Origin of the sequence: Mucilaginibacter sp. 5C4, from assembly GCF_034345625.1 — a bacterium.
In the GTDB taxonomy this organism is placed as follows: Bacteria; Bacteroidota; Bacteroidia; order Sphingobacteriales; family Sphingobacteriaceae; genus Mucilaginibacter; species Mucilaginibacter aurantiaciroseus.
Genome location: NZ_CP133775.1, coordinates 761,448 through 776,609, shown reverse-complemented (window position 1 = coordinate 776,609; position 15,162 = coordinate 761,448). Strand labels below are relative to the sequence as shown.

14 protein-coding genes are annotated in these 15,162 nt (G+C 44.3%); 5 read left to right on the top strand and 9 right to left on the bottom strand.

The window, feature by feature from the left end; translation table 11 throughout:
* Positions 1-80: 80 nt before the first annotated feature.
* The 4 genes from RHM67_RS03665 to RHM67_RS03650 are packed head-to-tail and all read right to left on the bottom strand — an operon-like array spanning position 81 to position 4,696.
* Entirely contained in the window at positions 81-1,622 is a 1,542-nt protein-coding gene (locus RHM67_RS03665) for a DHA2 family efflux MFS transporter permease subunit (protein ID WP_322230702.1), read from the bottom strand.
* A gap of 5 nt (positions 1,623-1,627) precedes the next feature.
* Positions 1,628-2,683 carry an HlyD family secretion protein gene (locus tag RHM67_RS03660; RefSeq protein ID WP_322230701.1) on the bottom strand — a complete coding sequence of 352 codons (1,056 nt, stop codon included), beginning with the start codon at positions 2,681-2,683 and terminating at the stop codon, positions 1,628-1,630.
* A 17-nt stretch (positions 2,684-2,700) separates the two neighbouring features.
* Positions 2,701-4,041 (bottom strand): TolC family protein, encoded by a 1,341-nt coding sequence (locus RHM67_RS03655; protein ID WP_322230700.1) that lies wholly within the window; start codon positions 4,039-4,041, stop codon positions 2,701-2,703.
* Positions 4,042-4,048: 7 nt separating this feature from the next.
* Positions 4,049-4,696 carry a TetR/AcrR family transcriptional regulator gene (locus RHM67_RS03650; protein WP_322230699.1) on the bottom strand — a complete coding sequence of 216 codons (648 nt, stop codon included), beginning with the start codon at positions 4,694-4,696 and terminating at the stop codon, positions 4,049-4,051.
* A gap of 174 nt (positions 4,697-4,870) precedes the next feature.
* Here RHM67_RS03650 and RHM67_RS03645 point away from each other — a divergent pair, with 174 nt between their 5' ends.
* The 4 genes from RHM67_RS03645 (at position 4,871) to RHM67_RS03630 (ending at position 10,453) form a co-directional block, all read left to right on the top strand.
* Positions 4,871-7,384 carry a PIG-L family deacetylase gene (locus RHM67_RS03645; RefSeq protein WP_322230698.1) on the top strand — a complete coding sequence of 838 codons (2,514 nt, stop codon included), beginning with the start codon at positions 4,871-4,873 and terminating at the stop codon, positions 7,382-7,384.
* 65 nt (positions 7,385-7,449) lie between these two features.
* Positions 7,450-7,650, top strand: coding sequence for a hypothetical protein (locus RHM67_RS03640; protein WP_322230697.1), 201 nt, complete (start codon positions 7,450-7,452; stop codon positions 7,648-7,650).
* A 111-nt stretch (positions 7,651-7,761) separates the two neighbouring features.
* A complete protein-coding gene (locus tag RHM67_RS03635; protein ID WP_322230696.1) occupies positions 7,762-9,459 on the top strand; it encodes a sodium:solute symporter in 1,698 nt (565 codons plus the stop codon).
* Between the two features lie 52 nt (positions 9,460-9,511).
* The gene (locus RHM67_RS03630) at positions 9,512-10,453 is read left to right on the top strand and encodes a cation diffusion facilitator family transporter (protein WP_322230694.1); all 942 of its coding nucleotides are present in this window, start codon (positions 9,512-9,514) and stop codon (positions 10,451-10,453) included.
* Between the two features lie 37 nt (positions 10,454-10,490).
* Here RHM67_RS03630 and RHM67_RS03625 read toward each other — a convergent pair whose 3' ends face one another.
* The 3 genes from RHM67_RS03625 to RHM67_RS03615 form a co-directional block, all read right to left on the bottom strand.
* Entirely contained in the window at positions 10,491-11,345 is an 855-nt protein-coding gene (locus RHM67_RS03625; protein ID WP_322230692.1) for a DUF2911 domain-containing protein, read from the bottom strand.
* A 326-nt stretch (positions 11,346-11,671) separates the two neighbouring features.
* A complete protein-coding gene (locus RHM67_RS03620) occupies positions 11,672-12,175 on the bottom strand; it encodes a hypothetical protein (RefSeq protein ID WP_322230691.1) in 504 nt (167 codons plus the stop codon).
* On the bottom strand, positions 12,172-12,753 hold the full coding sequence (locus RHM67_RS03615) for an RNA polymerase sigma factor (protein ID WP_322230690.1): 582 nt from the start codon (positions 12,751-12,753) through the stop codon (positions 12,172-12,174). Before RHM67_RS03615 ends, RHM67_RS03620 begins: the two co-directional genes overlap by 4 nt.
* 272 nt (positions 12,754-13,025) lie before the next feature.
* On the opposite strand from RHM67_RS03615, the gene RHM67_RS03610 reads away from it, so the two are divergent.
* Positions 13,026-13,376 carry a DUF6249 domain-containing protein gene (locus RHM67_RS03610; protein WP_322230689.1) on the top strand — a complete coding sequence of 117 codons (351 nt, stop codon included), beginning with the start codon at positions 13,026-13,028 and terminating at the stop codon, positions 13,374-13,376.
* Positions 13,377-13,427: 51 nt separating this feature from the next.
* On the opposite strand, the gene RHM67_RS03605 is transcribed toward RHM67_RS03610, so the two are convergent.
* Both RHM67_RS03605 and RHM67_RS03600 read right to left on the bottom strand, forming a co-directional pair.
* Positions 13,428-13,940: a DinB family protein gene (locus RHM67_RS03605; RefSeq protein WP_322230688.1), complete on the bottom strand. Its 513-nt coding sequence runs from the start codon at positions 13,938-13,940 to the stop codon at positions 13,428-13,430.
* Positions 13,918-15,141, bottom strand: a complete 1,224-nt coding sequence (locus tag RHM67_RS03600; protein ID WP_322230687.1) for a HAMP domain-containing sensor histidine kinase — start codon at positions 15,139-15,141, stop codon at positions 13,918-13,920. Before RHM67_RS03600 ends, RHM67_RS03605 begins: the two co-directional genes overlap by 23 nt.
* Between the last annotated feature and the right edge of the window lie 21 nt (positions 15,142-15,162).

Below are 15,162 nucleotides of genomic sequence, written 5' to 3'. Positions count from 1 at the left end.
CACCAGGGCGGAATACAAATTTAATTGTTGATTTTTTGGAAAAGCCATTCCGTTCGTAAGAACAGAATGGCTTTGTTTTTTTAGTGAGAATCTGTAACCGCCTTTAGTTTTTTAAACGGCTGCAGGTATAATAACGGTATCGAGAATAGCATCACCAAACCCGAGATCCAGTAAGCGTCATCGTAACTTAACAGCATAGTTTGCCTTATAACTGCACCTTCAATAGCGGCGTACGCCATGTGGGTAGCATCAAGCACCGATTTACCCTTGGATATGAAACCCTGTGTAAGCATGTGCAAGCGCTCGGTAAACGCAGGGTTGTAAGGGTTAACATGCTCTATCAGCGTACTTCTGTGGAAACCCTGGCGGATGTGGATAATGGTTGTTAAGGCCGCTATACCAAATGAGCCGCCTAATTGGCGCATCATGTTATTTAAGCCCGATCCCTGCCCAAGTTCCGCCCCTTTCAGGTCGGCCATGGCAAGCGTGGTTAAAGGCACAAATAATAAGGCCATACCTACACCACGGATCAGTAACGGGATTAACACATCATGTTCGCCTGTTGCCAGGGTAGAGTTGCTCAGCATCCAGGTAAACACAAAGAAAAGGAACATGCCACCCGTAGCCATAAATTGCGCGGGGATACCTTTGTTAAGCATTTTACCAATAAATGGCATCATTACGATGGTACACAAACCACCCGGGAACAGCAGCTGCCCCGTTTGCTGCGCGTTAAACCCAAGCAAACTTTGACAGAATACCGGGAATACAAATATCGAACCATATAACCCAAACCCGAGGATAAAGGAGGTGAACATACCCACCGCGAAACTTCGATGCCGCATAATGCTGAAATTCACAATAGGGTGTTCGGTACTTAGCTCGCGCCAGATGAACAGGATAACCCCTAATACCGCGGCAACAGTAAGCACCAATATGTAAGTTTTTGCAAACCAATCTTCCGATTCTCCTTTTTCAAGAATAGTTTGTAAGCTACCTACAGCAACAGCAAGCAAGCCAATTCCCCACCAGTCGATGGGTCTCTTTTCGGCCTTGGGCGTTTCGGTAATAAATGTATACGCCAGGAAAGCGGCAAGCGCGCCCACCGGTAAATTCACGTAAAAAATCCACGGCCACGAGTAATTCTCGGTGATCCAGCCACCAATGGTTGGGCCTACAGTTGGGCCTACCACCGCGCCTAAACCAAACAATGCTGTAGCAGTACCAATTTGCTCGCGCGGCCAGGTCTCTATCAGGATAGTTTGCCCGGTAGATATTAAACCACCACCCGCAATACCCTGTAGTATCCTGAACACCACTAACTCATCAAGCGAGGTTGCGTTACCACACAGGAACGATGCTATAGTAAATACTATAATAGAGGCAAGGAAGTATTGCTTACGGCCAAAGCGGCCACCAAGCCATCCCGACATAGGCAGGATAATAACGTTTGCCACCGCATAACCGGTAACCACCCAGGCAACATCCTCTAAGGTTGCGCCAAGGTTACCTTGTATATGCGGTATAGCAACGTTTACAATGGTGGTATCAATAAGCTCGAGTAATGATGCCATAATTACCGTAATGGTAATTATCCATTTTTTAAAGCCAGTTTCAGCCATGTTATTTAGTCTTTTGTAATTACCGAAACGGCAACGCTCATACCCGGGCGTAGTTTCGCTATATCTTCTTTGCTGCCTGTGATCTTGATTTTAACAGGGATACGTTGTACAACTTTAACGAAGTTACCGGTAGCATTATCCGGTGGCAGTAACGAGAATTTTGCACCTGTAGCAGGCGAGAAATTGTATACTATACCTTCAACTTTCAAACCTGGATAAGCATCAACCTTAAGGTCAACCTTTAAACCGTTTTTGATATCGTTTAACTGTGTTTCTTTAAAGTTGGCAGTTACATAAATACTGTTATCATTTACTACCGAGAACAGCGTTTGCCCTGCCTGTACCAACTGGCCTACCTGTACATTCTTTTTAGCCACAGTACCACTCGCCGGCGATTTAACATCGGTATAGGTTATCTGTAGTTTTGCATAATCGATATCAACTTGTTTCTGAGACACACCCGTATTGGTAACCTTTAACAGGCTGCGGCTGGTAGCAATTTGCTCTAACGCGGCTTTGTATTTATCGCGCGATGCATTGTAGTTTGCCTGTGCAACTTCCAGGTCGGCTTTGGCCTGGTCAAACTGCTGGCGGGTTACCGATCCATCCTGTACCAGGTTATCGTAACGGTCGTAATCTTTACGTACTTTATCTAAACGTGCCTTTGCAGATTGTACATCAGCTTTAGCGCTTGATGAGTTTGCGGCTGTGGTTGAGATCTGTGATTCGCCTACGTTAATGCTTGCGCTTGCACCAACCTGCGCTGCCTGTGCCTGCTCTAATTTAACTTTGTAATCGCGGTCATCAATCTTAACCAATAACTGGCCTTTGTTAACGTGCGTATTTTCTTCGAACATAATGCTGTCTACATAGCCGCCAACACGCGCCACAACCGGGCTTATGTCGCCATCTATTTGCGCATCATCAGTATCAACGTGTTTGCTGAAGTATATATATTCCTTTACTCCAAATATGATACCCCCTAAAAGAACTACCCCTAATATGATAGGAAGTACCTTATTTTTCTTTTTAGGTTCTGCTTCTTGTGTTTCCTTTGCCATCGCTTTATATATTGTAATTATTTGTTAAGTTTTCCTGTTGATTTTAATAATGTATAGTATGCTAATCCTGCATCGGCTTTAGCCAGCTCTAAATTGATCTGTGCCTGGTAAAGCAGGGTTTGCGCATCGGCACGGTCTGTAGCCGACGATATATTGCTTTTGTATTTAGATTCTAAGATCCTGTTGTTCTCGTTAGCCTGGTTGATAGACGTTTGCAGCAGGGTTATTTTATCCAAAGCAGCTTTGTAGTTCTGGTAGCTTTGGTTAACCTCGTCCTTTACGTTATCCAGCGTGATGCCACGGTTGATCATCACTTCTTCGCGCTGTAATTTAGCTTCGTTAACCTTGTTTTTGTTTGTCCAAAGGCTGCCAAAATCCCATCCTACGGTTAAACCTATAGATATTGGGGTGATGTAGTTACCGCTTTTAGGTATTGGGTTTGCAGCAACGCCCACATAATAAGCGCTACCCGATGCCGAAAGCGTTGGTGTAGTATTTGCCTTAATGCTTTTGATATTCAGGTCAGCAACCTGTGTGCGTAAGTCCAATTGTTTAAACTCGGGGCGGTTGGTCATGGCCGAATCCAGGTAGCTGGTAAGCGGTAATGCATTCCTATCGGCTTCAATAATCTGTACTATCCCTAGCTGGGTAGTTTCCGGTAAGCCTAAAAGGATGTTCATGTTATAGTTAATAATGCGGCGGTTGTTTTCCAGGTCGATACCGTTCAGTTCGATATTAGAACGTTGTAACTGGAACCTCAACACATCATTTTTAGTAACCAAACCCTGGTCGAAAAAGCGTTGCGATTGTTTGATCTGCGCATCAATAGTAGCCAAATTCTGGTCAACCACTTTTTTGCTTTGCAGTACTTTGTACAAATTATAGTAAGAATCTATAATGTTGTACGCAATCTGGTCTTTATCGTTAACAGCATCCAAACGGGCGACTTCGCTAAGCAGGTTGGTAGATTCGCGGGCGTACTTTAATTTGTTACCGGCAAAAATTACCTGATTTAACGATAATGTACCCAGATAAGCATTAGCGCTTGTTGGCAAGGCTAAAGTTTCTTCGCCAAAATTTAGTTTATTGGCGGGAATCTGCGCGCGGTTGTAACCAAAGCTGGCTTTACCTGTTGGCAGCGATCGGTCTTTAGCCTGCTGGTATTGTGATACCGCCTGGTCGATACGAGATTGCGAAAGTTTTAGCACTTTACTGTTTTCAATTCCTAGTTTTAGGGCTTCCTCCAGCGTGAGGGTCTTGTACTGCGCGGCGGCGGGGTTGGTAATTAGCAATGCCAGTAACAGCATGGCTAAACTACCCGCGGCCTTTAGGGCTTTGTTTAGTTGTGAGGGTTTCAAGGGTGTATTATTTATTGTTGTCATTTTCATTTTGCAAGTAAGCTTTTAACAGTGTTTTCATGTATTTTTTAAACCGGGGTTTAAGCAGGTTATTCTGTACATCAGTATCCAGCACATCGTAACCAAGCACTTTGGAAGAAATATGCGGGGTATTAATAATGTAGTTTTTGGTACCGAAGATGGTAGCCACTAAAAGCTGCTGATCCGCATCTTTATTAAAGTCGCCTTTGCGGATACCTTCGGATATAATATTCAGAAAAACATTGACGTTCTTTATCATAATATCGGTGATCTGATCAGTAAGGTCGGTCTTTTTAGATTTGGAGATCTCGCGGTTAAGCATAATGTGGAAGCAATTATTGGTTACTACCTTATCTATATAGTTGTCGAGATATTTGTCCAGTTTTTCCCATGAATTGATGCTTTCATCGTTACCGATGCTTAGCAGCACGGCTTGGAAATTGCTGATCCTGCGATCAAATATTGCCAGGAAAACCCCTTCTTTTGAACCGAAGTAATAATTAAGCATAGCCATATTTACCCCGGCCACGCCCGATATCATGCGGGTAGATGCACCATCGTACCCCTGTTCGGCGAAAACACGCTCGGCAACATCGAGTATATGATCTTTCTTATCTGTTTTATCCTTTTCCATTTTCTTTTTTGTCCGGTGCAAAATTAATTAATCGATTGATTAATAAAAGCCACTTTTATCATCAAATTGCAATTTCAATCAATCGATTAAATAAGAGGGAGAAAATGTAATTATGACGGTATAATTATCATACCAAATATTGCGTAAATACATCTTTCAGATATATTTGTGGCTATGAAGCGCATACTGCCTGTAACCCTTATACTGTTTTTTGCTTACGCCAAAGTATTCTCGCAAACCGCGCCACCGTCGGATATCGGCACCATCCAGCAAAATTTAAAAAAGCTGAAGGTTTTGGGCAGCGTGTTATACATAGCCGCCCACCCCGATGACGAGAACACCCGCTTGCTGGGTTACCTGGCGCAGGAGAAACACTATCGCACCGGCTATTTATCGCTTACCCGTGGCGATGGCGGACAAAACCTGATAGGTACCGAGCAGGGTGAACTTTTAGGGCTGATCCGTACGCAAGAGCTTTTGGCCGCCCGTAGAATGGATGGCGCGGAGCAGTTTTTTAGTCGCGCTAACGATTTTGGCTTCTCTAAAAACCCCGAAGAAACTTTAAAATTCTGGGATAAGGATAAAGTACTTGGCGATATGGTTTGGGTGATCCGCAATTTTAGGCCCGATGTGATGATCTGCCGTTTCCCTACAACCGGCGAGGGCGGCCACGGCAACCATACCGCATCGGCTATATTAGCTCAAGAGGCTTTCAGCGCCGCTGCCGACCCAAAGCGTTACCCCGAACAATTAAAATACACCACCACATGGCAAGCCAAACGCCTGCTTTGGAATACGTTTAACTTTGGCAGCACCAACACCACCTCGCCAGATCAGTTTAAGATCAACGTTGGTGGTTACAATCCTATCCTTGGTAAAAGTTATGGTGAGATAGCCGCCGAAAGCCGCAGCAACCACAAAACCCAGGGCTTTGGTTCGGCCAAGCAACGGGGTGATGCTTTTGAATATTTTAAGACCATTTTGGGCGATGCCCCAAAAACTGACCTAATGGACGGCGTGGATGTTACCTGGACCCGCACACCATTTGGCACGCCTATAGCACAAAAGATAACCGCCATTACCAAAGCATTTAACAGCGATGCGCCTCAGGCATCGGTACCGGCATTGGTAGCGCTACTTGGCGATGTTGACCAAACCGTTGCAACCAACAAAGCCTTCCAAACCGTAAGGCTTACCGAAGGCGCTAGTACTGCTTATAATTATTGGCACAAGCAAAAAACGAAAGAGCTAAAAGATATTATTGCCGCCTGCGCGGGATTATGGTTTGAAGCGTACACGGCAGAACCGGCCTACGCTGTAGGGGATACCATGAAGATTCAATTGCAAGGGATTAACAGCAGCGATGTACCTGTAACCCTTTTTGGTATCACCATAACGGATACATTTATCACCTATGCGGATAGCGTGTTTAAAAAGAACCAACTTAAAACGCTTTCACAAAAATTTGCAGCTAAGAAACTTACCCAACCTTACTGGCTGGAATCGCCTCATGGTATTGGCAACTATACCATAAATGATGACCTAAAAGTTGGCAACCCCGAAAACCCAGACGCGCAAATGGTGAGGGTTGATTTTAATATTGCCGGGAGGACCATTAATTACTACCGTAAACTGGTATTCAAATACGTTGATCCTACCCGTGGCGAGATCTATCAGCCTTTAGAAATAACGCCACCAGTTACCGCTAACATCGCCGAAAAGCTTTACGCGTTCAACAACACCCAACCACAAACGGTACAGATCAAGCTCAAAAGCTTTACCAACGCCGCCGGCAGCATCAGCTTAAAACCTTTAGCGGGATGGAAGATAAGTCCGGCTAAAATTGATTATACCGGCAAAAACAAGGGCGACGAGTGGACGGTAGCATTTACTGTATCACCAACGGATAGTAAAACCAATACTGCCGTATTGCAGGCAGATGTTATAGCCAACGGCAAAACCTTTTCGCAGGGATTATTGGATATCAGGTACAACCACGTGCCTGCCATTACTATCTTCCCGCCGGCGCAGGCCAAATTGGTAAACATCGACCTAAAAACCGCGGGTAAAAAAATAGGCTATATTGCAGGTGCCGGTGACCTAATCCCCGAATCCTTACGCGAAGTTGGTTACGATGTGCACATCCTTACCGAAAGCGAGATCATCAACGGCGATCTTTCTGTTTACGATGCCATTGTAACCGGCGTACGTGCCTATAACGTAAATGAGCGCCTTGCTTATGGGCAGCCTAAATTGATGGAATATGTGAAAAATGGTGGCAACCTGGTGGTGCAATACAATAACAACAATGGGCTGGTAACCCGCAACATTAGCCCGTACCCGTTCACCGTTGTTAACCAACGCGTTACCGAGGAAGATGCCAAAGTAATCTTCGCCGAGCCAACGAGCCCGGTACTAAACTACCCTAACAAAATAACCAATGCCGATTTTAACGACTGGATCCAGGAACGCGGTTTGTACTTTGTTGATAATATCGACAGCCAGTACAGCACACCCCTGCAAATGAACGATACCGGCATGGCACCAAATAAAGGTTCGCTCATTGTAACAAATTTAGGAAAAGGGCGTTTTGTGTATACGTCGCTGGCATTCTTCAGGGAACTGCCGGCTGGCGTGCCGGGCGCATACCGCCTGTTTGTTAATTTGTTAAGCAAGCCAAAAAATTGATACTTTGAATTAGGCATCAATACTTTAATAATATAAATTTGCAGCATCATATTTAATATCATACTATGTCACATCATCAACACCCACACTACCACGAAGAAAAAAACTACGATTACGTATTTTACCTGGTTGCTTTATTAACAGGTATGTTTGTTGGTGCAATTATAGAAAGAGGCTTTATCTGGATCCCTGTAGGTGGTGTTTTCGGCTTGTTAACCGCTGCTGTCTTCATCAAATTCCTGGTTAAAGGGCGTGAAGAGGTCTGAGCATACCGATCTCCCTTCTTTTATAAAAAACTGGAACCAGTTTTACGGTATTGTTATCGTATGGCTGGTTTTTTTGATCCTGGTATTTTGGCTCATTACTAAATCTTTTGAATGAGCTTAACCGACTGGATAGTACTGGGCACAACGCTGCTCTCCATCGTGATTTATGGCGTGTGGAAAAGCGGCACCAGTAAAAATATAGACCAATACCATGGCAACCGTTCGCTGCCGTGGTACCATGTGGGGCTATCGGTAATGGCCACACAAGCCAGTGCCATTACCTTCCTATCCGCCCCCGGGCAAGCCTATAGTGATGGGATGCGCTTTGTGCAATTCTACTTCGGCCTGCCGCTGGCCATGATCGTGCTGTGTATCACCTTTGTGCCGATATTCCACAAGCTTAAAGTTTATACCGCTTACGAGTTTTTAGAGCAACGATTTGATTTAAAAACCCGCGCGCTTACCTCTATCCTGTTCCTTATCCAGCGGGGTTTATCCACAGCTATAACCATTTATGCCCCGGCCATAATCCTGTCGGGCATCCTGCATATCAATACTACCTATACCACGCTTTTTATAGGCGGATTAGTGCTTTTTTATACCGTTTATGGCGGTGCAAAGGCGGTTTCTTATACCCAGCTTTTGCAAATGAGCATCATTTTTACCGGGATGTTTTTGGCGGGTGTATTTGTGGTGATGCTATTGCCGCATAATGTAGGTTTCGGTAAAGCCATTAAACTGGCAGGCAATATGGGCCGTATGAACGTTATCGACTGGAAGTTTGACGCCAATAACCGCTATAACATCTGGAGTGGTATTATCGGTGGTTTCTTCCTGCAGCTCTCCTATTTCGGTACAGACCAAAGCCAGGTTGGGCGATATTTAACCGGTAGTTCTATTGGCCAAAGCAGGCTTGGGTTGATCATGAACGGCTTGATAAAGATCCCGATGCAGTTTTGTATATTACTGATCGGTGTGCTGGTTTTCAGCTTTTACCAGTTTAACAGGCCGCCGGTTTTCTTTAACAATTACGAGGTAGAGCAGGTAAAGAAAAGCCAGTACGCCCCGCAATTTAACGCGTTAGAAAAGCAATACGAAGGTGCCTTCGCCAATAAAAAGGAAAAAACCGAAGCCCTTGTAAAAGCGTTCGACAGCCGGGATGCAAGCCAAATTGCCAGCGCCAAAATTGACCTGAAAACGGCCGAAAAACGCACCGATACCATCCGCAAAAGCGCCATCAATATCATTAAAAAAAACAGCGGGAATGATGCCGTGAACGACACCAATTACGTGTTCCTAACCTTTGTTACGCAGTACCTGCCAAAGGGTTTGATCGGGTTACTGATCGCTATTATCTTCCTCGCATCAATGGGCTCTACCGCAAGCGGGTTGAACGCGCTGGCATGTACATCTGTTGTTGACATCTATAAACGCATCCTAAAACCCGATGGCAGCGAACAAAGCTACGTTACCGCATCCCGACTTGCAACGGTATTTTGGGGACTGGTTTGTATTGGCATGGCTTTGTACGCTAGTAAAATTGGCAATTTATTAGAGGCTGTAAACCAATTAGGATCTTACATCTACGGCACCATCCTTGGGGTATTCATCGTGGCCTTCTATCTGAAAAAAATCAAAGGCACACCGGTATTTCTTGCAGCTGTTATCACCGAAGCCCTCATCTGCGTAATGGGTTATTATAATACGGTTGCTTACCTGTGGTTAAACGCTATCGGCTGTATTGGAGTCATTATCATCGCATATATTTTAAATAAGCTGATACCCGCAAAACCTGCCATCGCTCAATAAAAGCATATCAAAACAAACACATCGGGCCTTTTGGCATTAGTACTATATAAGTATGAAAGCTCAAAACAATGCATCTATTTACAGCGCGCTGGCTGCCAACCTTTTAATTGCCGTAACTAAATTTATTGCAGGAGGCTTTACCAACAGCTCATCCATGATCTCCGAGGGGATTCACTCCATGGTTGATACCGTGAACCAGGTGTTGCTTTTATACGGCTTAAAACGCAGCCATAAAAAACCCGATGCAAGCCACCCATTCGGCTACGGGCGCGAGCTTTATTTCTGGTCTTTCATTGTTTCTATCCTGATCTTTGGCCTGGGTGGTGGGATTTCCATTTACCAGGGCGTTAACCATATTATTAAACCCGAAGAACTGGGCGACCCATTTTGGAACTATATTGTACTGGCCTCGTCATTCGTATTTGAAGGCGCATCACTTGTTATCGCCATAAAAGAATTTAATAAGGTGCGCAACGGGCAAAGCTGGTGGTCGGCCATTATCAGGAGTAAAGATCCCTCAAGCTTTTTGGTGTTGTTTGAAGATGGTGCAGCGGTGCTTGGCTTACTCATCGTATTTGTATTTATGCTGATAGGCCATAACTACAATATGCCATATATGGATGGCATCGCTTCGGTATTAGTAGGGTTACTATTAGTATTTGCATCCGCTATATTAGCCCGCGAAAGCCGCAGCTTATTAATGGGCGAAGGCATAGCCCGCAACACCCAGCATAAAATAAGGGTATTGGTAGAAAAAGACCAGGCAATTATCCGCGTGGTAAACGTACTATCCACCTACCAGGCGCCGGACGATGTGGTATTGTTACTGATTGTAGAGTTTAACCCGGATATCGATACCGAAGACATTACCGCATCTATCGAACGGGTACGGCTGGCCATTAAAACCACCTTTCCGCTAATCAAGCTGGTATTCGTTCAGCCACAAACTTATACCCGCATCCCAAGCAGCTTGTTTCAAACAAAAAAGCCTTAAACAAAAGTTTAAGGCTTCATAAATATCTTGATTATGGTTAGTCTTTCGCTTGCGATATTACGGCCTCATTCAAACGAACGTATTCATCATCGTCGCTTTCCTTAGCCAGTTTTATACCTTCCTGCGCGGTTGTAATGGCGGCATTTTTATTGCCCATTTTTAACTGTACACGTGCTTTCCATAACTTAAACCATGGCGCTTTCGGCTCCAGCTTCTCGGCTTCTAAAGCCCATTGCATAGCCTTTTTAAGGTCTTTATCGTTCTCGTAATAATATTGGATAGCATTAAAGTACGGGCGTTTTTTAATATCGCCCTGCATTAACTTATCGATGTTGGCGGTTATCTGTACGTCATCATCCGTTTGCATGCGGATAGGAACCCCGGTATGGTCCCAAATGATATACAAGTCAGACGTTTTGGTGGTGGAGTTTGCAAACGCCATAGTAAAGGTTTCGCGCTTCTCTTTAACATCTATCGGCTTTACGTTGAAACGCACCAGGTCGGCATCTTGCTTGTAGCTGTAAGCGCCCCATTGTTTAACGGTTTTATTGAGGATGATGGTCCAGCTGTTTTTCTCGGGGATGCTAAATAATGAGTAGGTACCGGCAGGCACTTTATTACCTTCTACCAAAACGTTTTCGCTAAAAGTAATGGTGGTGGCCCAGTTAGCGCCTGTGCGCCAAACCTGACCGTATGGGTTAATGCCGCCAAATATTTTGCGGCTCTTAACATTTGGGCGCGAATAAGTAATGGTTATTTTACCAAGTCCAAAATCTTGTATAATGGTTTGTGTAGAGCTGGCCTCGGGTATCCGCGGCTCCTGTTGCGCGTATGTATTTAAAGTTACACATGCCATTAGCATGGTAAATAAGTATATAACCGTTTTTTTCATTAGTATAATTTAGTACTAAGGTAGTAATTGTATGATGAATTTTTAGTGAAAAGGTTTAATAGGTGAGTTTGCGGAGGGCTTAAAAAAATAAAAGCCTCCCAACCTTGCGCCGGGAGACTTTCAACCTAAACCTTATCACAATTAACCGGCAAGATTGCCGGTATGCATTGTGTATTACAAATACTATACCAAACTATAATAAATGTTTAAACTTATTTTAAATGTGTCGTTATAACGCAATAGGGCTCTTTTTACACGAATTTAATATCCTGCTAATTTAGCAGGTGCTATCTCATGGCAGTAAATTCATACACAAAACCTGACAATTATTGCCCTTTTGCCACGGTTTTGCGGCGCAGGTAGTTATCCAGAAGGAACAAACCCATCACTAAATCAAAAAACAAAAAGCCTTTTACAACAGGGCCACTAAAGTAATTTGACCAGTGCACCGCTTTTAGATCCAATTTCACCGGGATCTTAAATTCGCTGCCCCCTGTTGACCAATTTACTGTACTTAGCACATACACCAGCATTGCCGCGATGGTAAGTATAAAGAAAGCCGCTATACCTGTTATAACGCGTTTGTTTACGGTGGCCTTAAGCGGTTTCATGGCATTTTCGGTGCGGATGGTTTCCATTACATTGTAAGTGAAAGCCATCGATGGTTCGTCAAGTCCCATCGCGTTAAACTCGCTATTTAGCTGCTGCAGCTGGTTGTATTTGGCACGGTACACTTCGTCCTGTTCAATAAGCAGGGCAATGCCTTGCTGCTCGGTTGCGGGCAGTGTACCATCAATGTAGTTCCAAAGCTTTTCATCTATACTGTTCATATCAGTTCGTTAACTTCGTGTTTTAAATTACGCTCCAGCCTGTCTTTCAAACGCTGGCGCGCCCTAAATAGTTTTACCTTAACGGTATTGGCCTCTATCCCCATTACCTGCGCAATTTCTTCGAGGGATTGCTCGCCTTTATAAAACATGGTAATTATAGTAGCATCATCGGGCAAAAGCTGTTCAATAGCCTGGTTTAAATAGTACGACCGCGATTTATTCTCCACGTTATACTCGTCGTATCCGCCTGGCTTGCTTTCTATCTGTATATAACTTTCATCTGCATCAATCGAATCGGTATTTAATCTCTTCTTCCGCAAAAACGTCATGGCGGTGGTGTAAACAATACTATAAAGCCATGTGCTGAATTTTGATTGCTGCTGAAAAGAGCTGAGCGACCGGTAAGCCTTTATAAAACAATCCTGTGCGATCTCCTCGGCATCCTCGCGCCCTTTCGCAAAACGCAGGGCCAACGTAAAAACAAACCGCTGATGGCGCTTCACCAGATCGGCATAGGCCGCCTGGTTGCCCGCAAGGGTTTGCTCTATTAGCGCTATATCGGTAAGCTTGCTTTGCATATTATACAAACACTCTGACTACACGCCCGCGGAATAGGTTACATGTAAAATAAAGATAAGTATAAAGTAGCTGTTACAGTGGCAGTATAAAATAGCAGTGGCAATTGCAGTAATAGGAACACTTGGTAAATACTGCTGCTGCAACTTATAACTGCTACAAAAAAGTTCACTCCAAGTGTAACCTACTTAAAAAGAGTGTGGTCATAGCTTAAAAATACACTGTAGTGGCGCAACAGCAAAACAAAAAATTAACATATTAAAATTTAAATATCATGGAAGATAGCGTATTAGTAGCAATTTGCTTTTTAGGTTTTTTCTCACTCATCTTTGGGATTTTTTACATCAGGAACCGCGAACGCATGGCGATGATTGAGCGCGGCATGGACCCACGTAACTACAAACCAAAACCGGCACCTTACCAAAACCTTACCTGGGGCCTGTTATTAATAGGCGCTGGTTTAGGGTTGTTCCTGGCGTATGTGCTTGACCGCACCGTGTTTGCGCAAACAGAGCGCGAGAACGAAGCTATTTACTTTGGATTAATAGCCATGTTTGGCGGCCTTGGCCTGGTACTGTCATACCGCATCGAAAAAAAGGAAGTGCTTGATAAAATGGAGAATTAAGATGCAATACATCACAAAAAAGCGGCCCCAATTAATTAAGGCCGCTTTTTATTAAAGGTATCGTTCCTTAATAATATCGAGGTGGTAAATTTCGTGCCCGGCGGTAATGTAAACCAATGCACCTACTTTAACCAGCGCCCCGCTGGCTACGCCGCTTCGTTTTAATTGCTCGGCGCTAAATGATCTGTACAAAAACAATGTAGCCTCCCTAACCGCCTTAAATTCATCGGCCAGGCTTTGGATGGTGCGGCTGTTAAAATCGGTGCTGAACACATAAGTTTCCTGATCAAATCCCGGCAAGGAAATATCCTCTCGCGAGAACACAAACGCGCGGAAAGAGAACACCCGCTCGGTATCTATCATATGCCCAAGCACTTCTTTCAATGTCCACTTACCTTCGGCATAAGCATGCATCGCCTGGGCATCCGTCATGTTATGAAACAGGTTGTAGGTTTTGATTTGGTTATCTAATAATACCTGCAAAACATCGGCACCATCAGGCACTTTGTTTACATAACCGGTAGCGTAGGCCGCGTAATCGTCAGAGTTTGGCTTGCTTATCATATTTTACTGTTTTTAAAACTATCCTAAATGTGGTACCTTTTCCCAGCTCGCTATCCTTTACAAATATTTGCCCGTCGTGGTAATTTTGGATGATACGCTTGGTAAGCGATAACCCCAAACCCCAACCACGCTGGCGGGTAGTGTACCCCGGCTGAAACACCGTGTCAAATTTAGACCGCGGGATTCCTTTACCTGTATCGGTAATATCAATAAATATCTGTTTTTTTTGCTTGCTGCCGTGGATCTGTACTTTAATGCTGCCTGTACCGTCAATAGCATTAACGGCATTCTTCAGTAAGTTCTCCAGCACCCAATCAAACAGCGGGATGTTTAACCCGGCAACCAACCGGCGGTTACCGGTTAGCTCAAAACTTATTTTATTGCTCACGCGAACGCTAAAATAATCTACAAACTCTTTCACTACCTCATAAACAGGGTGATCTTCCAGTTTAGGTTTCGAGCCAATTTTTGAGAAGCGGTCGGCAACTATTTCCAGTCGCTTCACATCATTCTCCATCTCGGCCATCAGCGGGTCATCCTCGGCATTAAACTTATCTTTTATCAGCTCTATCCACGCCATTAGCGATGATATGGGTGTACCCAGCTGGTGCGCGGTCTCTTTAGCCAAACCTACCCAAACCTGGTTCTGTTCCGATTTCCTTGACGAACTGAACGCGGTATAAGCCACAACTAAAAATATAGCGATGACCGATAACTGAATGTAGGGGAACATCTTTAACTGCATAAGCAGCGGCGAATCTTTATAGTAAACCAGCCAGGTTTCGTTTAAAACAGTAGTAAGTTTTATAGGCGCGTGCTGCTTTTTCATGTAAGCCAGCTCATCTTTAAAATACTGCGGGTCGTATCTAAGCTTGCGTTGCTTTAATTCTTCTTTATCATAACCCAGAAATGTTTTGGTTGCATCAAGCCCGCGGGTAAACAAAAAATCCCCTTTAGCATCTGTAACCAGGGCGGGCACCACCAAGCTATCCCGCACAGAAAACACGTACGACAAGAAATCATTATCGTAAGTATTGCCTATCTGTTTCATGCTTAGCGCCCACACCTGCGCGCGCGTACGCTCGCTTTTGGCAATATTGCGCACCAGGTAACTGGTATAAAAAACCGACCCACTGGCGATGACTACGGCAAAGGCAAGCAAAAAATATTTCCAGCGGCGTTTTTGTTGGTACGGGTTCATAAATGGATGCTCAAATAACGG

Coding starts and splice junctions, on each gene's coding strand:
- RHM67_RS03630 (WP_322230694.1), top strand. CDS start 9,512: ATGAAAGCTCAAAACAATGCATCTATTTACAGCGCGCTGGCTGCCAAC.
- RHM67_RS03625 (WP_322230692.1), bottom strand. CDS start 11,345: ATGAAAAAAACGGTTATATACTTATTTACCATGCTAATGGCATGTGTA.
- RHM67_RS03620 (WP_322230691.1), bottom strand. CDS start 12,175: ATGAACAGTATAGATGAAAAGCTTTGGAACTACATTGATGGTACACTG.
- RHM67_RS03640 (WP_322230697.1), top strand. CDS start 7,450: ATGTCACATCATCAACACCCACACTACCACGAAGAAAAAAACTACGAT.
- RHM67_RS03650 (WP_322230699.1), bottom strand. CDS start 4,696: ATGGAAAAGGATAAAACAGATAAGAAAGATCATATACTCGATGTTGCC.
- RHM67_RS03660 (WP_322230701.1), bottom strand. CDS start 2,683: ATGGCAAAGGAAACACAAGAAGCAGAACCTAAAAAGAAAAATAAGGTA.
- RHM67_RS03665 (WP_322230702.1), bottom strand. CDS start 1,622: ATGGCTGAAACTGGCTTTAAAAAATGGATAATTACCATTACGGTAATT.
- RHM67_RS03610 (WP_322230689.1), top strand. CDS start 13,026: ATGGAAGATAGCGTATTAGTAGCAATTTGCTTTTTAGGTTTTTTCTCA.
- RHM67_RS03615 (WP_322230690.1), bottom strand. CDS start 12,753: ATGCAAAGCAAGCTTACCGATATAGCGCTAATAGAGCAAACCCTTGCG.
- RHM67_RS03600 (WP_322230687.1), bottom strand. CDS start 15,141: ATGAACCCGTACCAACAAAAACGCCGCTGGAAATATTTTTTGCTTGCC.
- RHM67_RS03605 (WP_322230688.1), bottom strand. CDS start 13,940: ATGATAAGCAAGCCAAACTCTGACGATTACGCGGCCTACGCTACCGGT.
- RHM67_RS03635 (WP_322230696.1), top strand. CDS start 7,762: ATGAGCTTAACCGACTGGATAGTACTGGGCACAACGCTGCTCTCCATC.
- RHM67_RS03645 (WP_322230698.1), top strand. CDS start 4,871: ATGAAGCGCATACTGCCTGTAACCCTTATACTGTTTTTTGCTTACGCC.